The sequence below is a fragment of the Amycolatopsis sp. MJM2582 genome, from assembly GCF_000754115.1.
GTDB classification, from domain to species: Bacteria; Actinomycetota; Actinomycetes; order Mycobacteriales; family Pseudonocardiaceae; genus Amycolatopsis; species Amycolatopsis japonica.
This window is the reverse complement of the sequence record NZ_JPLW01000007.1, coordinates 604486-621732: the sequence shown is the minus strand read 5'-3', so window position 1 is coordinate 621732 and position 17247 is coordinate 604486. Positions and strand designations below refer to the sequence as shown.

General features: G+C 68.6%; 17 protein-coding genes. 10 read left to right on the top strand and 7 right to left on the bottom strand.

From position 1 onward, the window contains the following. Positions 1–36: 36 nt before the first annotated feature. Positions 37–1401, top strand: a complete 1365-nt coding sequence (locus ED92_RS37310; protein WP_037346821.1) for a HAMP domain-containing sensor histidine kinase — start codon at positions 37–39, stop codon at positions 1399–1401. Positions 1402–1602: 201 nt separating this feature from the next. After that, on the top strand, positions 1603–2223 hold the full coding sequence (locus ED92_RS37305; RefSeq protein ID WP_037346818.1) for a TetR/AcrR family transcriptional regulator: 621 nt from the start codon (positions 1603–1605) through the stop codon (positions 2221–2223). A 102-nt stretch (positions 2224–2325) separates the two neighbouring features. On the opposite strand, the gene ED92_RS37300 is transcribed toward ED92_RS37305, so the two are convergent. Beyond that, positions 2326–3063, bottom strand: coding sequence for a TetR/AcrR family transcriptional regulator (locus ED92_RS37300; RefSeq protein WP_037346815.1), 738 nt, complete (start codon positions 3061–3063; stop codon positions 2326–2328). Positions 3064–3124: 61 nt separating this feature from the next. Here ED92_RS37300 and ED92_RS37295 point away from each other — a divergent pair, with 61 nt between their 5' ends. Together ED92_RS37295 and ED92_RS41495 are read left to right on the top strand one after the other, a co-directional pair. Then, on the top strand, positions 3125–3994 hold the full coding sequence (locus tag ED92_RS37295) for an alpha/beta fold hydrolase (RefSeq protein ID WP_037347031.1): 870 nt from the start codon (positions 3125–3127) through the stop codon (positions 3992–3994). A 93-nt stretch (positions 3995–4087) separates the two neighbouring features. After that, entirely contained in the window at positions 4088–4561 is a 474-nt protein-coding gene (locus tag ED92_RS41495) for a hypothetical protein (RefSeq protein WP_052121105.1), read from the top strand. On the opposite strand, the gene ED92_RS37285 is transcribed toward ED92_RS41495, so the two are convergent. Continuing rightward, positions 4510–5985: a carotenoid oxygenase family protein gene (locus ED92_RS37285; RefSeq protein ID WP_037346812.1), complete on the bottom strand. Its 1476-nt coding sequence runs from the start codon at positions 5983–5985 to the stop codon at positions 4510–4512. The two genes, ED92_RS41495 and ED92_RS37285, sit on opposite strands and share 52 nt — an antisense overlap. Positions 5986–6115: 130 nt before the next feature. Here ED92_RS37285 and ED92_RS37280 point away from each other — a divergent pair, with 130 nt between their 5' ends. Both ED92_RS37280 and ED92_RS37275 read left to right on the top strand, forming a co-directional pair. Then, entirely contained in the window at positions 6116–7081 is a 966-nt protein-coding gene (locus ED92_RS37280) for a helix-turn-helix domain-containing protein (RefSeq protein ID WP_037346810.1), read from the top strand. A 74-nt stretch (positions 7082–7155) separates the two neighbouring features. Next, the gene (locus ED92_RS37275; RefSeq protein ID WP_005162443.1) at positions 7156–7344 is read left to right on the top strand and encodes a DUF5302 domain-containing protein; all 189 of its coding nucleotides are present in this window, start codon (positions 7156–7158) and stop codon (positions 7342–7344) included. A gap of 83 nt (positions 7345–7427) precedes the next feature. Here the strand turns inward: ED92_RS37275 and ED92_RS37270 are convergent, their stop codons facing one another. From ED92_RS37270 to ED92_RS37255, 4 genes are all read right to left on the bottom strand, one after another. Beyond that, a complete protein-coding gene (locus ED92_RS37270) occupies positions 7428–8498 on the bottom strand; it encodes a Glu/Leu/Phe/Val dehydrogenase (protein WP_037346807.1) in 1071 nt (356 codons plus the stop codon). Between the two features lie 159 nt (positions 8499–8657). Continuing rightward, entirely contained in the window at positions 8658–9851 is a 1194-nt protein-coding gene (locus tag ED92_RS37265) for a kynureninase (protein ID WP_037346804.1), read from the bottom strand. Further along, a complete protein-coding gene (locus ED92_RS37260; protein ID WP_037346802.1) occupies positions 9848–10633 on the bottom strand; it encodes a tryptophan 2,3-dioxygenase in 786 nt (261 codons plus the stop codon). The genes ED92_RS37265 and ED92_RS37260 overlap by 4 nt, the downstream gene beginning before the upstream one ends. Before the next feature lie 169 nt (positions 10634–10802). Next, positions 10803–11624, bottom strand: a complete 822-nt coding sequence (locus ED92_RS37255; RefSeq protein ID WP_037346800.1) for a PaaX family transcriptional regulator C-terminal domain-containing protein — start codon at positions 11622–11624, stop codon at positions 10803–10805. A 48-nt stretch (positions 11625–11672) separates the two neighbouring features. Here ED92_RS37255 and ED92_RS37250 point away from each other — a divergent pair, with 48 nt between their 5' ends. Genes ED92_RS37250 through ED92_RS37235 form a run of 4 tightly spaced genes read left to right on the top strand, consistent with a single transcriptional unit; the run spans position 11673 to position 15410 of the window. Further along, on the top strand, positions 11673–12398 hold the full coding sequence (locus ED92_RS37250) for a creatininase family protein (protein ID WP_037346798.1): 726 nt from the start codon (positions 11673–11675) through the stop codon (positions 12396–12398). Next, positions 12395–13897, top strand: a complete 1503-nt coding sequence (locus ED92_RS37245; protein WP_037346795.1) for a benzoate-CoA ligase family protein — start codon at positions 12395–12397, stop codon at positions 13895–13897. Before ED92_RS37250 ends, ED92_RS37245 begins: the two co-directional genes overlap by 4 nt. Next, complete coding sequence (locus ED92_RS37240; protein WP_037346793.1) at positions 13894–14586, top strand: SDR family NAD(P)-dependent oxidoreductase; 693 nt, start codon at positions 13894–13896, stop codon at positions 14584–14586. The genes ED92_RS37245 and ED92_RS37240 overlap by 4 nt, the downstream gene beginning before the upstream one ends. Next, positions 14583–15410: an enoyl-CoA hydratase family protein gene (locus tag ED92_RS37235; protein ID WP_037346791.1), complete on the top strand. Its 828-nt coding sequence runs from the start codon at positions 14583–14585 to the stop codon at positions 15408–15410. The genes ED92_RS37240 and ED92_RS37235 overlap by 4 nt, the downstream gene beginning before the upstream one ends. Positions 15411–15924: 514 nt before the next feature. Here ED92_RS37235 and ED92_RS37230 read toward each other — a convergent pair. Then, on the bottom strand, positions 15925–17178 hold the full coding sequence (locus tag ED92_RS37230) for an HNH endonuclease signature motif containing protein (RefSeq protein WP_037347025.1): 1254 nt from the start codon (positions 17176–17178) through the stop codon (positions 15925–15927). Between the last annotated feature and the right edge of the window lie 69 nt (positions 17179–17247).

Genomic DNA, 17247 nt, shown 5'->3' with positions numbered 1-17247 from the left:
TCAGGTCAACGGACGGCAAAATATCGCGTCGGGTGGGTGATCCTCTCGCACTTCGGCCACACTCTGAGCGTGCGCCGCCGGATCGTCACCCTCACCGTGCTGGCCGCGGTGCTGGCGATCACCCTGTTCGGGGCGCCGCTGGCCATCGCGGTCGCCAAGTTCCACGAGGGCAACTCGACCCACGACCTCGAACGGGTCGCCGACACCGTCGTCCTCGGCGTGGCCGGCGACCTGGCCAATGGCCGCGTCCCGGAACTGAGACCGGTCAAAGAGGAGGAGGGGCGGATCCGCGGGATCAGGGTCGCGGTCTACACCCCGACCGGCAGGCTCCTGGCAGGCAACGGCCCGAACAGCGAAGACCGCTTCGTCCGCGAAGCGCACTACACCGACATGGCGACCGGCACCCGCGACGACGAGATCGTCCTGGCGGTCCCGGTGCTCAGCGGACCGTCGCTGGTCGGGGTGGTCCGCGCCGCCCATCCCCGGTCGGAACTGGACGCCAAGATCCGCCTGACCTGGCTGAAGATGATCGCGCTCGCCGGGATCGCGATCGGCGCGAGCTGGCTGATCGGGCGCCGGATCGCCACCCGGCTGGCGCGGCCGCTGGAGGATCTGGCCGCCACCGCCGAACGGCTCGGCGAGGGCGACTTCACCGTCCGCACCCGCCGGACCGGGGTCCACGAGATCGATCAGGTCGCCGAGGCGCTCGACGTCACGTCCGAGCGGATCGGCGAGACGCTGGACCGCGAGCGGACCTTCTCCTCCGACGCCTCCCACCAGCTGCGAACACCGCTGACCGGGCTTCGGCTCCAGTTGGAGGCGGCGCTGGAAAGCCCCGACCGCGACCCCTACGCGACGATCCGCGACGGCATCGCCTCGGCCGACCGGCTCGAACGCACCATCGACGACCTGCTGGCGCTGGCCAAACAGACAAGGGCCCCGCGCGCGCTGCTCGACCTGGGCAAACTTTTCGAAGAGATCCGCCAGACCTGGCACGGCCTGCTCGCCGCACGCGGCCGCGCGCTGCGGATCAGCGGCCGGGACGCCCTGCCGGCGCGGGCGGCGGACGCGGCCGTGCGGCAGGTGCTCGCCGTACTGCTGGACAACGCGGCGACCCACGGACGCGGCACGGTGTCCGTCCTCGCGCGCGACGCCGGCGACGCGCTGGCCATCGACGTGAGCGACGAGGGCGCCATCGAGGACGGGCACGATCCGTTCGCGACCGTCGACCGGACCGAGGACCACGAAGGCAACGGGATCGGGCTGCGGCTGGCGCGGAGCCTGGCCGAGGCGGAAGGCGGGCGGCTGCGGCTGACCAGCCCGGCGCCGACGACGTTCACGCTGCTGCTGCCCGCCGAACGCCCCTCGCCGAAAGAAGAAGGCCCGGGCCTGGCGAGCTAGGGGGGGTTACTCGCCAGGCCGGGCCGGTAGGAGGCAAACGCGCCCCGACAGCGCGCACGGCATGCCACCTGACTGAAGACGGTAAAGACCAGCGGGCCAACAGACGGTACACGCCGGATTAACTGACACTTTGCTTTTGAATGTCACAGGAATCGAGCAGTTGCCCGGCCGGGCTGAATCGATCGTGGGAAGATTGACCGCATGACCACCGAGCCGGCGCCGAGATGGCGGAGACTGGAACCGGACGAGCGCAAGGAGCAGATCTTCGCCTGCGCGGCCCGCCTTTTCTCCGACCGCCCGTACTCGGAAGTGTCCACTTCGGACATCGCCGCCGAGGCCGGGGTCGCCAGGGGTCTGATCAACCACTACTTCGGCACGAAACGCGAGCTCTACCTGGAGATCATCCGGCGGGCGCTGACCGTGCCGCGGCTCGCCGTCGAGATCCTGCCGGAGGGCCCGCTCGAACTGCGCGCCGACGTCGCCATCGACTGGTTCCTGGACATGGTCACCAGCCAGGAGAAGATGTGGCTGGCCGCGATCGCGCCCGAGGGCATCGGCCGGGACCTCGAGGTCGAACGGATCCTCGAAGAAGCCGATCGCGAATCGGCCGACCGGGTGCTCGAAGCCGTCGGCCTCTCCCGCGAAAGCGAACACGGGCCGGAGCTGAACGCGCTCGTCCGCGCGTTCGGCGGGATGGTCAAGGCGGCGGGCCGCGAATGGCTCGTGCGCGGTTCACTCGATCGCGCGCAGGTGCACACCTTGCTGAGCAAATCGCTGGTCACGCTGGTCGGTGAGGTCTTCCCGGAGATCCAGCGAGGCTGAGAGCAGGGAGAAGCCCCCGGCACCTCGAGGGGGAGGTTGGTGCCAGGGGCTTCGGGACCGGTGACGAGCACCGGTATTCCTCCACACTACGCCGATTCCCTGTCACGGCTCTGTCAAACGTCTGATTGCGTTCAGCTGGGTGAGCCGGAGTTCGAGACCGTCGAGACAACGCTGCACGGCGTAATGGTAAAGCCGCTCGTAGTAACCGGCCGCGAGGTCGGGATCCGCGACCAGCTCGGCGATCGACTCGCCCAGCGCCGCCATTCCGGGCAGGTCCTCGCGCGTGCGGTACGCCGCGTAGCCCTCGCATCGGTCGAGCTGGAGCGCCATCGCGCTCTCCCGGTCGTCCTCCATCGCGACGAACTGGCAGGCGGTGGCGAGCAGCAGGTTGTAGGCGAACGGCGCCTCGCCGCCGAAACCGGCCGCGAGCAGACGGCCGATGCCGGTGTTCATGGTCGGCACGGCGGCGGCGACCGACGGCCCGAACAGGGCGAGGCGGCGCGCCGAACCGGGATACCGGCGCAGCACGGTCCGCACGGTCGGCAGGAACTCGTCGAACCAGTCCCGCCACGGCAGGGTCTCGTCGGGCAGCGTCAGTTCGCCGACCACCCGGTCCAGCACCGCGACGACGACGGTGTCCCGGTCGCCGACGTGGTGGTAGACCACCGCTGGGTAGGCGTCGACGGCGGCCGCGAGCTGCCGCAACGTCCAGTTCTCCAGGCCCGATTCGGCCGACAGCTCCAGCGCGGCGTCGACGATCCGGTCCCTGGTGACGGCCGGCCGTCCGGAAGCCGCGCGGGACCTCGGCCGGGAACCCGCGTCTTCGGAGAAAGTCGGCATGCGGGCTACCGTATCCGCATTCGGCTGGTCGGACGGCGGGGGCTTCCGGCAGGATCAGGCCATGCCCCGCGCGCGTGTGAACGGTCTCGAACTCGAGTACGACACCTTCGGCTCCCCCACGGATCCGCCGCTGGTCCTGGTGATGGGACTCGGCGCCCAGATGGTGACGTGGGAGGAGGGCTTCTGCGCACTGCTCGCCGAGGGCGGGTTCCACGTCGTCCGCTTCGACAACCGCGACATCGGCCTTTCGTCCTATCTGGACGATCTCCCCGCGCCGGATCTGGCGGCACTCGCCGCGGGCGACCTGACCTCCGCGCCGTACCTGCTGTCCGATCTCGCCGCCGACATCACCGGCCTGTTCGACGCGCTCGGCTTCGCCCGCGCGCACGTCGTCGGGGCGTCGATGGGCGGCATGATCGTGCAGCAGCTCGCGATCGACTCGCCCGAGCGGCTGCTCAGCCTCACGTCGATCATGTCGACCACCGGGGATCCCTCGGTCGGGCATCCGGAACCCGCCGCGCTCGCCGGGCTGACGCGGCCGCCCGCCGCCACCCGGGAGCAGGCGATCGAAGACGGCATCGCGTGGTTCAAACTCGTGGGTTCGCCCGGTCACCCGTCCGACGAAGAGTTCCTGCGCATGAAGGCCACCCGCAACTACGACCGCGCGAATCACCCCGAAGGCGCACTGCGGCAGGCCGCCGCCGTCGTCGCTTCGGGTGACCGCACGGCGAAGCTGCGCGACGTCCACGTCCCCACGCTCGTCATCCACGGCGAGAGCGATCCGCTGATCAACGTCAGCGGCGGGAAGGCGACCGCGGAAGCGATCCCGGACGCGGAACTGCTGCTGTTCCCCGGAATGGGCCACGAACTGCCGCGGCAGCTGTGGCCCGCGATCGCCGACGCGATCATCGCGCACGCGCGCGAAGCCTGACCGGGGTCAGGATTCCGTCAAGGTTCCCGGCGGAGCCGTAGGGAAGGCGTTCACGCCCGCGGCACGGCCGGTGACGCGGAGTTGACTGGGCGGATGAGGAAACCCGAGTGTTTCGGCTTCCCGTTCGGTTGTGCCGCCGTCGTCGTCGCGGCGTCGGTGGCCGGACTCCTCGGTTCGGCGCGACATCACGTCTTTTCCTTGCTGGCCTTGGGTTTCGTCGTCCTCGTCACCGGTGTCGCGACGCGTTTGACCGCGACCGCCGGGACGGCGGTGATCGCCTGGGGTGTCCATTCGGGATTCACCGTCGGGACACTGGGCGCGCTCCAGTTCACGACCGAGACGGGCGTCGCCGCCCTCGTGTTCACCGCCGCGACCGCGGTCGGCGCGCTCGCCCGGCGTTTCGTCCACGATGCCGGGTCCGAGTCGCCCCACCCCCTGGAAGGGGCGACTCGGACGCGGCTTTCCGGCCCTGACACACCTGCCCATCCCCCTCCGGCGGGCGAGTGCGACGGGGATCATCGATCACGGGAAGGTTCCAGCTGGTCCGCTCGTACCCAGGTCGCGTGAAAACCGAGCGGGACCCGCTGGGGCAACAGGACCCTGGCCACGGGTCCGGCAGCGAGATCGGCGGCGTCGAAGACGTCCAGCTCCGAGCGCCCCTCACGCTCGTCCTGGACGAAGGTCACCAGATAGCCGTCGGCGGAATCGGCGGCCGCGCCGTCGCGGGGTGCGAACGGTGCCTCACTGCCCCACCGGCCCGGACCGAACCGGTGTTCGGTCTTGGCGCCGGCAAGATTGTCGTAGCACACCAGGCCGTCGAATTTGAGCGTCGACTCCGGCGAGATGTGCACCGCGTAGGAGAAGCGATTCCGGCCGCCGACCACCCTCGAGTCGACGGACGGAAATTCGGTGTTGTCGTCGTCGAGCTGGTTCTCCAGGCACTGCCCGGTCCGGAGGTTGAACCGGTAGCGGTGCAGCGAAGCGTCCAGCCGCAGGTACGACAGCATCTTGGCGAGCGGGGTGCGGGCGTCCGCGCGCGGTTGCGGGCGCTGGACGCGGCAGACGTCGAGGACGATTTCTTCGCCCTGCTCCCAGGAATTGACGACGTGGTAGATGTAGCACGGGCTGGCTTCGAACCAGCGGATCTGGCTACCGTTACCGTAGCGAGGGAGCACCCCGAACCGGCTCGGCAACGACCGGTCGAACACCAGCCGGTGACGGCCGTTGCGCGCCGCCTCCATGTCCTGGACCAGCGGTAGATCCATCAGGACGGCGTAGTTCTCGGTGATCGCCATGTCGTGCGGCAGGCGCGGGCCGGGGAGTTCGATGTCGGTCGTGCTCGCGACCTTGCCGTCCGCGCTGATCACGCCGTAGCGCAGGTACGGCGGGCGCGGCCCGTAGTCGAACCAGAACATCTCGCCGGTGCGCTCGTCGACCTTCGGATGGGCCATCATGTCGCCGACCAGCGTGCCGAGGAAGTCCTCGGCACCCAGTGTCTCCAGCGAAAGCGGATCGACCGCGTACGGCGTGCCGCACATGTACCAGGTCGAGAGCACCTTGCCGCGATGGAAGATCAGGTCGGTATTGGCGCTGTCCTTGACGTTCAGGCCGTGCGTGTTGCCGAACGGGTTGCCCTTGGGCGATTCCATGACGCCCTTCCAGAGCGCCTTGCCCGCTTCGGATTCGGCCTCGAACGCCTTGGTGCGGACCCAGCGGTTGCGGTAGCGGGCCTTGCCGTTCTCCAGATGGACCGCGTGGATCATGCCGTCGCCGTCGAACCAGTGGTAGCGCCCCTCCGGCTCGAACCGGGGATTCGGCCCGTTGCGCAGGTACACGCCGTTGAGGTCCGCGGGGATCTCGCCGACGACCTCGAGATCGCTCGCGTCGATCTCGTCGCCGACCGGGGCGTAGACGCCCATCAGGTACGGGTTGACCTCGGGTTCCCCGGTGGCGGCTGCCACCAGGACCGGCTGCTCGGAGGTGCTCGTCATCGGTACTCCCCGGCTGGTTCGCGTTGACCGATGGCTGAGACACTATGATTTCTGTAGTCAGGTGTCAAGAGGCTTCTGTTGCTGTAGTCAGTAGTACGCTGACAGCGACACCACCCTCGGAAGGAACCACGTGACAGAGGCGACGGCGCCCCGCGTCCGGCCGGCGGGCGATCCGCTGCGCCGGGCGCTCGAACTGCTCGGCGATCAGTGGACCTTGCTGATCCTGCAGAGCCTTTTCCTGCGTTTCCGCCGTTACGAGGAACTGCGGCTGCGGCTCGGCATCTCCCCCACCGCGTTGTCCGGGCGGCTGCGCGACATGGTCGACGCGGGCGTGCTCGTCCGCACGCCGTACCGGGACGCGCGCCGCACCCGGCACGAGTACCGGCTGACCGAACGCGGTCTCGATCTGTGGCCGCTGCTGATCTCGATCTGGGCGTGGGAACGGGAATGGGTCGAGGGACGGCGCGCGGTATTGCCGACGCTGATCCATCTCGACTGCGAACTGGCCACGTCGGCGCCGCTTGGCTGCGCCTCGTGCGAACGCCGGGTCGACGCCCGCGACGTCCGCGCGCGGCGGCTCGACGAGACCGGCGTCGTCGAAGCGACGGCGTCGAAACGCTTCCGCCGCAAGGACGCCGAGTCACTCGCGGGCGATCCGCTGATGTTCTTCCCGGACACGATGGAACTCCTCGGCGACCGGTGGTCGACCGGGGTTGTGGTGAGCGCGCTGCTCGGGGCACGGCATTTCTCGGAGTTCGAACGCGAACTGGGCATCGGGCCGAGCGTGCTGTCGGGGCGGCTGTCGAGACTCGTGGACGTCGGCGTGCTGCGGACCGGGATCGCGAAGACCCGCACCGACGCGCACGACTACCGGCTGACGGCGAAAGGCCTCGCGTTCTTCCCCGCGCTGGCCTTCATCGCCGAATGGTCGCGGGGTTTCGAGGTCCCCGGCCAGGAGCCGGACATCACGCTGGAGCACGTGGACTGCGGCAACCGGCTGAAGCCGATCCTGCTGTGCGATCACTGCTGGCACCCGCTGCTGCGGGACCGGGTCCGGTTCGGCGGTCCGGTCCAGCTGCCGGCGCCGTCCAGGTGACGTAAATCGACTCGCCAAGCCGGTCGGTTCCTGACAGGCTGGCGTGGTCACACGTCGTCACCTCGGAGGTAAGAATGACTGAACCCGCACCGTCCCCGGCGGATGGCGAAGAGGACGACACGAAGCGCAAGTTCCGCGAGGCCCTGGAGCGCAAGCAGGCTCAGGCCCGCTCAGGCTCGGCGCACGAGAACGGCGGCGGGAAGAACCTGCACGCGCACGGTCCGGCGGCGAACAAGCGCACCTTCCGTCGCAAGAGCGGCTGAGTCCCCGGCACAGCCCAGTGCCATGAAAGGTCCTTTCCTTGCAAATTTTGCAAGGAAAGGACCTTTCATAGCGTTCAGGGGAGTTACACCGTCAGGATCGACCGCAGCCCGCCGACCTCGGCCATCCGCCGTTCGGCCAGCCGGTCCGCCGCCGTCGCCGGCGGCACTCCGTCGGCCTTCGCCAGCGCGAAGACCGCCTTGGTGGTGTCGAAGATGGCCGTCGTCTTGCGCTTGGCGCGCGCGAAGTCGAAGCCGTGCCGCTCGTCGTCGACCTGGATCACGCCACCGGCGTTGACCAGGTAGTCCGGCGCGAAGAGGATGCCGCGGTCGTCGAGCTGCTTGCCGACGCCCGGATGCGCGAGCTGGTTGTTGGCCGCGCCGCAGACGATCTTGGAGCGGAGCAGGCCGACGGTCTCGTCGGTGAGCACCCCGCCCAGCGCGCACGGCGCGAAGACATCGAGTTCGGTGCGGATCAGCGCGTCGAGGTCTTCAACGACCTCGACCCCGGGGTACGCCGCGCGGGTGCGCTCGATCGCCGCGGGCGAGACGTCGGTGATGACCACCTGCGCGCCCGCCTCGATCAGATGCCCGACCAGGATGTGCCCGACCTTGCCGACACCGGCGACGCCGACCTTGCGGCCCGCGAGGTCCGGGACGCCCCAGACGGTGTCCGCGGAGGCGCGCATGCCCTGGTAGGTGCCGAAAGCGGTGAGCACCGAGGAGTCGCCGGCGCCGCCGTTCTCCGGCGAGCGGCCCGTGACGAACTCCGATTCGCGGGCGACGACGTCCATGTCCTGCACGTAGGTGCCCACGTCGCAGGCGGTGATGTAGCGGCCGCCCAACGTCTGGACGAACCGGCCGAAGGCGCGAAGCAGCGCTTCGGTCTTGTGCTTCTGGGGGTCGCCGATGATGACGGCCTTGCCGCCGCCGAGGTCGAGCCCGGCGAGCGCGTTCTTGTACGCCATCCCCTTCGACAGCGCGAGGACGTCCGCGAGCGCGGCGTCTTCGGATTCGTAGGGGTAGAACCGGGTCCCGCCGAGCGACGGCCCGAGCGCCGTCGAGTAGATCCCGATGATGGCCTTCAGGCCGGTGGCCTGGTCTTGACAGAAGACGACCTGTTCATGGCCGGTACCTTGGCCGAACACTTCGGTCACTGTGGTGACTCCTTGTCCTGGAGTGCACGCTGCTTGTGGCTCACGTGCGAAGTTCCTGCAACAAGGCACAGTCCCCGACGAAGGTCGTCCGGCGGCGACGGTGCCACATCGCAAACCTAGATCGCCCCGGTCCGTTCGCCAAGCCGGGGCCGAGGTCTCTCAGCCGTTGACGACCTCTTGAAGGACACGGAGCGCGGAATCGAGCTGCCGGTCGGACAGATACGGCGCCGGTCCGAACCGCAGATACGCGCCGCGGCTGTCGGTCCGGACGCCGCGTTCGGCGAGGGCGGCCTGCAGTGCTCCGGCGTCGGCGCATTTCAGCGACAGGAAGCCGCCGACGCGGTCGAGCGGCGTCTCCCGGTCACGGGTGACGACGTCCTCGGGCAGCCCGAGCTTGTCGAAGCCCTCGGCGAGGAAGCCCACCTGGTGCCGCGAAACCTCCCGCAGGAACTCGGGCGTGAGCCCGTGCTCGGCGAAGAACCGGAACACGCGAGCGCCCCGGTAGTGGCTCGTCGGGTCGTAGGTCGCTCCGGCGAACCTGTCCGATCCGGCGGCGTAGGCGATCTGGCCGGGCCGGCGCTCGTCCGCGAGCGCGCCGAACTCGGCGTACCAGCCGGTGACGACCGGCCGCAGTTCCTGCGCGTGCGCGGGCATCCGCAGGAAACAGTTGCCCTCGCCGAGCTGGAGGTACTTGTAACCGCCGCCGAGCACCCAGGCGTTGGTGAGCCCGAGGTCGTGCAGCGAGAACGGGACGACGCCGAGCGCGTGGTAGGCGTCGACGACGAGGTTCACCGACTTCGAAAGGCAGACGTCGGCGAGATGCGCGAGACCCGGCACGAGCCGGGAAGTCTCGAACAGCACGGCCGAGACGAGCACGGCGGCGGTGTCTTCGGTGACCTCGGCCGCGACTCGTTCGGCCAGCGTGGCGACCGGCGCCGCGGGCACGCGGACCACCTCGACGCCCTCCTCCGCCAGCCTGCCCAGCTGACGGCGCAGGGTGTGGAACTCGCCGTCGGTGGTGACCAGGCGCGGACGGCGGGGCAGGTCCATCGCCGAGAGGAACCGGATCACCAGATCGTGGGTACTGGCGCCGAGCGCGATGGCGCCGTGCGGGTCACCGAGCAGCGCCCGGAACCCGGCACGCATCTCGTCGGCCTTCGCGAAGGCACGCTCCCACTTCGTGTCGACCTCTTCGGCCGCGTCGGCGAAGGCCTCCAGAAGACCTTCCCGCGCGACGTCGGGCCACGCCTGATGCGAATGCCCGGTCAACAGGATCCGGTCCGCCACACCGAACGCCTGGTAGTGCTCCGCGAGCGCGTTGGGATCGCGGCGGAGTTCGTCGAGGTTCGTCAAAGCCTGCTCCGCACCGCCCAGAGATCCGGGAACATCGGGGAGAAAAGCGTCGTACGCAGATAGTGCGCGCCCGACGAACCCCCCGTCCCGGTCTTGTCTCCGATGGTGCGCTCGACCATCTTCACGTGCCGATACCGCCACTCCTGCATCCCTTCGTCCAGATCGACCAGGTGCTCCGCCACGACGGACGGCCCTGTGTCGTCGCGGTAGACCCGCAACAGAACCTCTTGGAGCGCCGGAGAGGGTTCGAGTGGCTTGGTGACATCGCGCCCGGTCGGGACGTCGTACCCCTTCACCGCGAGGTAGGTGACGAAGGAGTCGAAGAGCGACGGCCGTGACATCGCGTCCGCGATCTGGGCGCGCTGTTCACCGCCTTCGGGGTAATGCGCGAACACCCGCTCGTCCCGGCGGCCGAGGACGGCCTCCAGGACACGGAACTGAGCCGACTGGAACCCGCTCGACGCGTCGAGTCGCGCACGGAAACTGGTGAACTGGCTCGGAGTCATCGTCTCGAGCACATCGATCTGCGCGACCACCACCTTGAAGATAGTCAGGATTCGCCGCAAAGTGCGGACGGCGTGAGCGGTGTTACCCGCTTCGAGTTGCTCCTGCAGGTAAAGCGCCTCGTGGAGAACTTGTTTGAACCAAAGTTCATACACTTGGTGGATCACGATGAAGAGCAATTCGTCGTGCTCGTCGGACCGCGGATGCTGTGCGTCCAGCAATTCGTCCAGCGAAAGGTAGGACGTGTAACTCAATGCGGCTTGAGTGTCGTCGTTCATTTTTCTGTCACTCCATCGATATCGCGCCGACCGTGATCGCGCTGCCAGGGCGCGCCCTTCCCGATCAACGCACGTTGCCCGCGACGGCGCCCTGCCATCGCGATCACGGGGCCTGCCGGCCGAAAACGGCGCGACCCCGAAAAGATCAAGAGCCCCTCCCGGTCACCTGTCACTTTTCAGTCACCTCGTCGAAATGGCGTTGCGCCGCCGGGGCCAGCGCCTGATAGAGATCGTGGAACAACTCGACCGCGGCCGCCCGGCTCGGCGGAGCGGGCACCAGCCCGACCGGGAGCTCCGGATCGAGCGAGGGGAACGCGCGGAACGTGTGCGTCAGCCAGGTTCGGACCTGGAACGCCTCGGCGTCAGGCAGGTCGCCTGAATATCCGCCGAAATCTCGGACGAACGCGTCGTAACGCGCGGCGAGGCCGTCGAGGTTCCACGCCCGCGCGGCGAACCGCCGGACGTCGAGCCCGGCCGACGGTTTCCCGAGCATCAGCCCGGCGTGGTCGGCGACGTCCAGTTCGGCCAGCAGGGCGAGCACCTCGGCCTCGCGGTCGTGCGGCGCGATCCAGGTGCCGTCCTGGACCGGGCCGAATCCGAGGAAACGCAGCCGTCGCACCAAGCGTTCCCTCGCCTGGCGGCGGCTTTCCGGGATGCTCTGCCACAGCACGGTCCACTGCCCGACCTCGCGCTCGCGCCTGCCGAGGGAGAAGATCCGGCGGTCGCCGTCCTCGAGCAGCGCGATCGTGCGGCGGGTCAGCGAGTAGTGGACGAGCCTGCCGGCCTTGTGTCTCGCGAGCAGGTCACGGCGGGCGAGCCGCGCCAGCGCGATCCGCGCGGCGCCGTCGGAGAAGCCGAGCCCGGCGAGCACGCCGACCAGGCCGCCGGACCAGACACGACGGCTCTCGCGCGGCGACACGTAGGTACCGAGCAGCGTCATCACCAGCTCCTGGGGACCTGGGTCGCCGTGGGGCGGGGCCGATTCGGGCATGAGCGCAACTCTATACACCTCAGGCCGCTGCGGTGTAGCTTGATTCGAGTGACGTACTTCGCGGAGTTGAGCTCGCGTCAGGTGGCCGCGCTCGCGTCCGACGCGCGCGTTCCCGTGCTGTTGCTCCCGGTGGGCGCGGTCGAGCCGCACGGACCGCACGCGCCGCTGGGCACCGATCCCCTGATCTCGCGCGGGATGTGCGAACGCGCCGCCGCACGGCTGGCGGGCGATCCCGGTTTGCGTGTGCTGATCCTGCCCGAGGTGCCGTACGGGGTGACGCGGTTCGCCGCCGGGTTCGCGGGCGGCGTCTCGATCGGCGAGGAGACCCTGTACGCGCTGCTGACCGAGATCTGCGGCGCGCTCACCGAGCAGGGGCTCACCCGGATCCTGCTGGTCAACAACCATTTCGAACCGGCGCATCTGGCCGTGCTGCGGCGGGTGGCGGAGGCGGCGGGCGTCGGCTTCGTCGACCTCGTCCGCCGCCGGTACGCCGCGCGGCTCACCGACGAGTTCCGCTCGGGCGAATGCCATGCCGGGCAGTACGAGACGTCGCTGGTGCTCGCCGACCGGCCGGATCTCGTCGACGCCGCCGTCCAGCGCGGACTGCCCGCGGTCCACGTCGACCTGGCACGCGGCGGGGTCACGGACTTCGCCTCGGCCGGGATGACCGAGGCCTACTGCGGCACCCCCGCCCAGGCGACCGCCGAGGAAGGCGAGAAGACCTTCTCGGTGCTCACCGACATCCTGGTCGAAGCGATCCGGGAGCTCGTATGACCTTCAATCTGGCGACCCATTTCGTCGACCGTCTCCCCGGGCATCGGACGGCGTTGCTGTGCGGCGACGAGGAAGTCACGTACGCGCAGCTCGGCGCCCTGGTGAACCGGGCCGGGAACGTGCTGCGCGAACTGGGTGTCCGAAGTGGACAGCGGGTTCTGCTGGCGCTGAACGACAGCGTCGAGTTCGTGGCCGTCTGGTACGCGGCGCAGAAGATCGGCGCGGTCACCGCCGAGGTCTATTCCTTCCTGCAGCCCAAGGATTACGCGTACTACCTCGGCTACACCGAGGCCGTCGTCGTCATCGCGGACGCCTCGACACTGCCCGCGCTGCGCGAAGCCGGGGCACGGAACCTGCTGGTCGTCGGCGATGTGGAGGTGCTGCCCGGCGAGCACTCGTTCTCCACGCTGATCGCGTCGGCATCGGACGAACTCGAAGCCGCGCCGACCACGCTGGACGACGTCGCGATCTGGAAGTTCACCACCGGCAGCACCGGTGCGCCCAAGGCGTGTGTGCATCCGGCGCGCAGCGCGCTGGAAAGCTTCGACCGGTACGCGCTCGGCGTGCTCGGAATCCGCGAGGACGACCGTGTGCTGGCCGTGCCGAAGCTGTTCTTCGGCTACGCGCGCGATCTGACCGCGTTGTTCCCGTTCGGCGTGGGCGCGTCCGGGATCGTGTTCCCGCAACGCAGCACCGCCGACCTGCTGTTCTCGCTGATCGAGCGCTACCGGCCGACGATCCTGGTCAACGTGCCGACCATGATGAGCGCGATGATCGCCCACCCATCGGCGTCCTCTGTGGACATGAGTTCGCTGCGGCTCGCGACGTCGGCGGGTGAGGCTTTGCCCTCGGAGCTGCATCGCAAGTGGGACAACCTGTTCGGTGTCCCGGTGATCGACGGGATCGGCTCGTCGGAGGCGTACCACATCTATCTGTCCAATGTGCCCGGCGCGCAGCGGGTCGGCAGCCTCGGCCGCGAGGTCCCCGGCTACACCGCCCGCGTACTGGACGAGAGCGGCGATCCGTTGCCGGACGGGGAGATCGGCACCCTGGAGGTGACCGGCCCGACCATCGCGCGCGAGTACTACGGCGACGCCGAGAAGACCGCGCGGACGTTCCACGGCGACACCCTGCGCACCGGCGATCTGTTCAGCCGCGACACCGACGGGTACTTCCACCACCACGGCCGCGCCGACGACCTGCTGAAGGTGTCCGGCGTGTTCGTCGCGCCGAGCGAGATCGAAGACTGTCTCATCGGTCATCCCGCCGTCGTGGACTGCGCGGTGCTGGGCGTGACCGTCGACGGCCTCGTCGTCCCGCGGGCGTGCGTCGTCCTGGCGGAGGGCGCTTCGGCCACGGCCGAAGAACTCAAGGATCACGCGCGGACCCATCTGGCGAAGCACAAGTACCCGCGCGAGGTGGTGTTCGTGACCGAACTCCCCCGCACCGCCAACGGAAAACTCGATCGGCGCGCGTTGCGCCGGGTGGAGGCAGAGTGAGCAGGATCGTCGTCGTCACCGGCGGGACCCGCGGGATCGGCGCGGCCATCGCCGCCCGGTTCCGGGCCGCCGGCGACAAGGTGCACGCCCCCGGCCGGGCCGACTGCGACGTCACCGACGAAGACGCCGTCGCGCGGTACTTCGACGGTCTCGGGCCGGTGGACGTACTGGTGAACAACGCCGGGATCTCGGCGAGCGCCCCGCTGGCGAAGACCTCGCTGGAGCAGTGGCGGACCCAGTTCGAAGTCAACGCGACCGGCGCTTTCCTGTGCACACGGGCGGTCCTGCCCGGTATGCGGTCGCGCGACACCGGCCGGATCGTCACCGTCGCCTCGACGGCGTCGCATATCGGCTACCGCTACACGGCCGGGTACACCGCGTCGAAGCACGCCGCCGTCGGCCTGATGCGGGCGACCGCCGCGGAACTGGCGGGCACCGGCGTCACCGCGAACGCCGTCTGCCCGGCCTTCGTGCGCACCGACATGACGGCCGCCTCCGTCGCCCGGATCCAGGAACGGACCGGCCGCGACGAAGCCGACGCGGAAGCCGCCCTCGCCGCCGCGTCGCCACTCGGCCGCCTGCTCGAACCCGACGAGGTCGCCCATGCGGTGACCTTCTTCGCGGCGCCCGAAGCGGCCGCGATCAACGGACAGACACTCGTCCTCGATGGAGGTGGGATCCAGTCATGAGCCCGTTCCGCGCCACGCCGCCGATCACGACGGACTGGGAGCACTTCGAGTTCACCGTGGACGACGGCGTCGCCACGGTCACCTTGAACCGCCCCGACAAACTGAACGCGCTCACCTTCGACAGCTACGCCGACCTGCGCGACCTGCTGGCCGAACTGCCGCATCGCGGTGACGTCCGGGTGCTGGTCATCACCGGGCAGGGGCGCGGTTTCTGCTCCGGCGGCGACGTCGAAGAGATCATCGGCGAACTGCAGAAGATGGAGTCCGCGGAACTGCTGGAGTTCACGCGGATGACCGGCGCGGTGGTGAAGGCGCTGCGCGAGTGCCCCATCCCGGTGATCGCCGCGGTGAACGGTGTCGCCGCGGGCGCGGGCTCGGTGATCGCGCTGGCGAGCGACTTCCGGCTGCTGGCGTCTTCGGCGAAGTTCGCCTTCCTGTTCACGAAGGTCGGACTGGCCGGTGCGGACATGGGCTCGGCGTACCTGCTGCCGCGGCTGGTCGGGCTCGGCCGGGCGACGGAACTGCTGATGCTGGGCGACAAGATCGACGCCACCCGGGCCGAGACCATCGGGCTGGCTTCGAAGGTGGTGCCCGACTCAGACTTGGCTTCGGAGGCTTCCGCGTTGGCACGGCGTCTTGCCGATGGGCCGGCTTTGGCTTACAGCACGACGAAGGTGCTGTTGACGCGTGAGCTGGATATGGACCTGGGGAGTTCCATCGAACTGGAGGCGATCACGCAGGCTTTGCTGATGACGGCGAAGGATCACGGGGAGTTCTATGCGGCCTGGACGGCTGGGCGTTCGCCACAGTGGACTGGTCGGTGAGGTCTTTTCGGTGACCGTTGTGGGCTCCGGTCTTTCAGTCGTGACTGGTCCGGTGGTGATGGACTGTGTGGATTTTGGGACGTTGGATGTCCCGAAATCCACACAGTCACGCGTGGCGGGTCCAGTCATGCTCATCAGCTTGTGATGCGCTCTTGAATCGTCGGCTAAGGACTGGGCAGCGGATCGGGTCCGGTGGCGGCTTCCACGGGTGGGGCGGGCGAGCAGGTCCTCAGGGATTTCGGGTGCCGGTGTTTCGGTCGTGACCGGTCTGGCGACGATGGACTGTGTGGATTTTGGCGCGTTGGATGACCTGGAATCCACACAGTCGTGCGTGATCGGGCCGGTCGTGGTGGTCGTCCGTTAGGGAATGCTTCCGTCGTCGAGTGGCGGGTCCTGAGGATTCTCGGTCGGGCGAGCGATGGACTGTGTGGATCTTGGAAAGTCACATGTCCCAAAACCCGCACGGGCATGCCGAGGGGCCCGTCGCCTGGGTGACTGGCGGGCTCCTCGGCGTTCAAACGTGATGCAGGGTGTTGCGCCTAGGTTGTCGGAGCGGGTCCCTGTATTGAGGTGGGATGAACTCCGGTAACCCATCGGCCGCCATCCGTACTTCCCAATCACCGTGATGAATCAGCCGATGATGGAAACCACAGAGCAGTACGAGGTTCCGGAGGTCGGTGGGTCCGCCGTCTGCCCAGTGGTGAATGTGGTGGGCGTGGCAGTTCTTGGGTTTTCGGTGGCAGCCTGGGAAGGCACAACCACCGTCTCGGATGTTGAGTGCGCGTCGTTGGCCTGGGGTGACGAATCTTCGGAGGCGTCCCATATCCAAGGGTTCACCTGGGGCACCCATGACCACCGGCACCATCAGGCAATCGCAAGCGGCCAGCCGGGCTTCCCGCGCGGTCATCGTCCCCACGAAGTCGAGGCAGGCGGTCCCGAGACCGGATTTGAGTTCCTCGAGTCCGACAGTCACGTGGACGAGGGTCCGATAGCCACTCGTGCCGGGCTGGTCGGGGCAGGCGACCGCCAGATCCAGGAGTTCGGCCCAGGCGTCTCCCAGGCGCTCGCACTTCATCCGCAGATCCGCTTGGCCGAACTCGTCCACCGGCCGCGGCTGGGCGTGTGCCTCCAACGCCGCTGCCGTGCGGGCCCCGGTCTCATCGTCCAGGAGGCCGGTGAGTTTCCAGAAGCCGTCCTTACGCCGCTCTAGGGTGATTTCGCGGCGCGGCTCTTTCGGCTCAGGGTCCTTGGGTTCGTTACCGTCGGGGTTGAGCCAGCCCTGCAGTTTCGCCTCAGCGCCGGCGAGCTGGCGGGGCCCGGCGTTCGGAGCAAGCTCGGCCAGGATCTTCTCCGCACTCGCCCGATCCTCAGCAGAAGTATCGGCAGGGAGCCGTTTCAAGATCTCCAAGATCTGATCAATCCGCTCATCCCCGACCAATCCCTGAGCGGCGACTGCGGCGGTGGCGGGAGCGACAGGCGGAACCTCGGTGCCGTCCAAGGCGCGGGTGGGGTTCAGGGCGAGCGCCCGCTTCACCACCGCGCCCGCTTCGCCGCGTGATAGTCCCGCCAGATCCGCGAACCAGCTCGCCGTACTCCCATGCCCATACAAGTCTTTGACACCACGAGACTCGATCTCCGCCAGAAACCGCCCCAAACACGCGGTCGCCACCCGGATCACCTGCAACGACTGCAGCACACCATGGGCAAGCTTCAACTTGCCAGCGCGCCACAACTCCTGCGGCAACTCGGGAAGGAAGGTCTCGGACACCCCTCCATAATACCCGAATAAATCGAACACGTGTTCGTAATTTTAAGCAACAAGCCAACTCATATAGAC

What these genes read in the sequence shown, in the direction of transcription:
- ED92_RS37260 (WP_037346802.1), bottom strand. Translation starts at nt 10,633, where the DNA reads ATGAACGACGACACTCAAGCCGCATTGAGTTACACGTCCTACCTTTCG.
- ED92_RS37275 (WP_005162443.1), top strand. Translation starts at nt 7,156, where the DNA reads ATGACTGAACCCGCACCGTCCCCGGCGGATGGCGAAGAGGACGACACG.
- ED92_RS37285 (WP_037346812.1), bottom strand. Translation starts at nt 5,985, where the DNA reads ATGACGAGCACCTCCGAGCAGCCGGTCCTGGTGGCAGCCGCCACCGGG.
- ED92_RS37235 (WP_037346791.1), top strand. Translation starts at nt 14,583, where the DNA reads ATGAGCCCGTTCCGCGCCACGCCGCCGATCACGACGGACTGGGAGCAC.
- ED92_RS37300 (WP_037346815.1), bottom strand. Translation starts at nt 3,063, where the DNA reads ATGCCGACTTTCTCCGAAGACGCGGGTTCCCGGCCGAGGTCCCGCGCG.
- ED92_RS37255 (WP_037346800.1), bottom strand. Translation starts at nt 11,624, where the DNA reads ATGCCCGAATCGGCCCCGCCCCACGGCGACCCAGGTCCCCAGGAGCTG.
- ED92_RS41495 (WP_052121105.1), top strand. Translation starts at nt 4,088, where the DNA reads ATGAGGAAACCCGAGTGTTTCGGCTTCCCGTTCGGTTGTGCCGCCGTC.
- ED92_RS37305 (WP_037346818.1), top strand. Translation starts at nt 1,603, where the DNA reads ATGACCACCGAGCCGGCGCCGAGATGGCGGAGACTGGAACCGGACGAG.
- ED92_RS37295 (WP_037347031.1), top strand. Translation starts at nt 3,125, where the DNA reads ATGCCCCGCGCGCGTGTGAACGGTCTCGAACTCGAGTACGACACCTTC.
- ED92_RS37245 (WP_037346795.1), top strand. Translation starts at nt 12,395, where the DNA reads ATGACCTTCAATCTGGCGACCCATTTCGTCGACCGTCTCCCCGGGCAT.